This is a genomic window from Cupriavidus sp. SHE, from assembly GCF_000812445.1.
Lineage (GTDB): Bacteria > Pseudomonadota > Gammaproteobacteria > Burkholderiales > Burkholderiaceae > Cupriavidus > Cupriavidus metallidurans.
In genome coordinates, this window is record NZ_JWMB01000106.1 from 1 (window position 1) to 1,192 (window position 1,192).

Annotated in this window: 1 protein-coding gene; it reads right to left on the bottom strand. The window is 61.3% G+C overall.

All coding sequences use genetic code 11. The annotated features are described in order from the left end of the window. Nucleotide 1: 1 nt before the first annotated feature. Nucleotides 2–1,192, bottom strand: coding sequence for an elongation factor Tu (gene tuf / locus RN01_RS31550; RefSeq protein ID WP_008649202.1), 1,191 nt, complete (start codon nt 1,190–1,192; stop codon nt 2–4).

Below are 1,192 nucleotides of genomic sequence, written 5' to 3' on the forward strand. Positions count from 1 at the left end.
CTTAGTCGAGGATCTTTGCCACAACGCCGGCGCCGACGGTACGGCCACCTTCGCGGATAGCGAAGCGCAGACCTTCTTCCATGGCGATCGGGGCGATCAGCTTGACGGTGATCGACACGTTGTCACCCGGCATGACCATTTCCTTGTCCTTCGGCAGCTCGATCGAGCCGGTCACGTCGGTCGTACGGAAATAGAACTGCGGGCGGTAGTTGTTGAAGAACGGCGTGTGACGACCACCTTCGTCCTTCGACAGAATGTACACCTCACCCGTGAAGTGCGTGTGCGGCTTGATCGAGCCCGGCTTGCACAGAACTTGACCACGCTCCACGTCTTCGCGCTTCGTGCCGCGCAGCAGCAGACCAACGTTGTCACCAGCCTGGCCTTGATCCAGCAGCTTGCGGAACATTTCCACGCCCGTGCAGATCGTCTTCACCGTCGGGCGGATACCCACGATTTCGATTTCTTCACCGACCTTGATCACGCCACGCTCGATACGACCGGTCACCACGGTACCGCGGCCCGAGATCGAGAACACGTCTTCCACCGGCATCAGGAACGTACCGTCCACAGCGCGCTCCGGCGTCGGGATGTACGTGTCCAGCGCGTCGGCCAGGTTCATGATCGCCACTTCACCCAGTTCGCCCTTGTCGCCTTCCAGCGCCAGCTTGGCCGAACCCTTGATGATCGGCGTGTCGTCGCCCGGGAATTCGTACTTCGACAGCAGCTCGCGCACTTCCATTTCCACCAGCTCGAGCAGCTCGGCGTCGTCCACCATGTCGCACTTGTTCAGGAACACGATGATGTACGGCACGCCAACCTGACGGGCCAGCAGGATGTGCTCACGCGTCTGCGGCATCGGGCCGTCAGCGGCCGAGCACACCAGAATCGCGCCGTCCATCTGCGCAGCGCCCGTGATCATGTTCTTCACATAGTCAGCGTGGCCCGGGCAGTCAACGTGGGCGTAGTGGCGGTTGGCCGTCTCGTATTCCACGTGCGCGGTGTTGATCGTGATGCCGCGTGCCTTCTCTTCCGGCGCTGCGTCGATTTCGTCGTACTTCTTGGCTGCGCCACCGAACTTGGCTGCCAGCACCGTGGCAATCGCTGCCGTCAGCGTCGTCTTGCCGTGGTCAACGTGACCAATCGTACCTACGTTCACGTGCGGCTTGGTCCGCTCGAACTTTTCCTTTGCCAT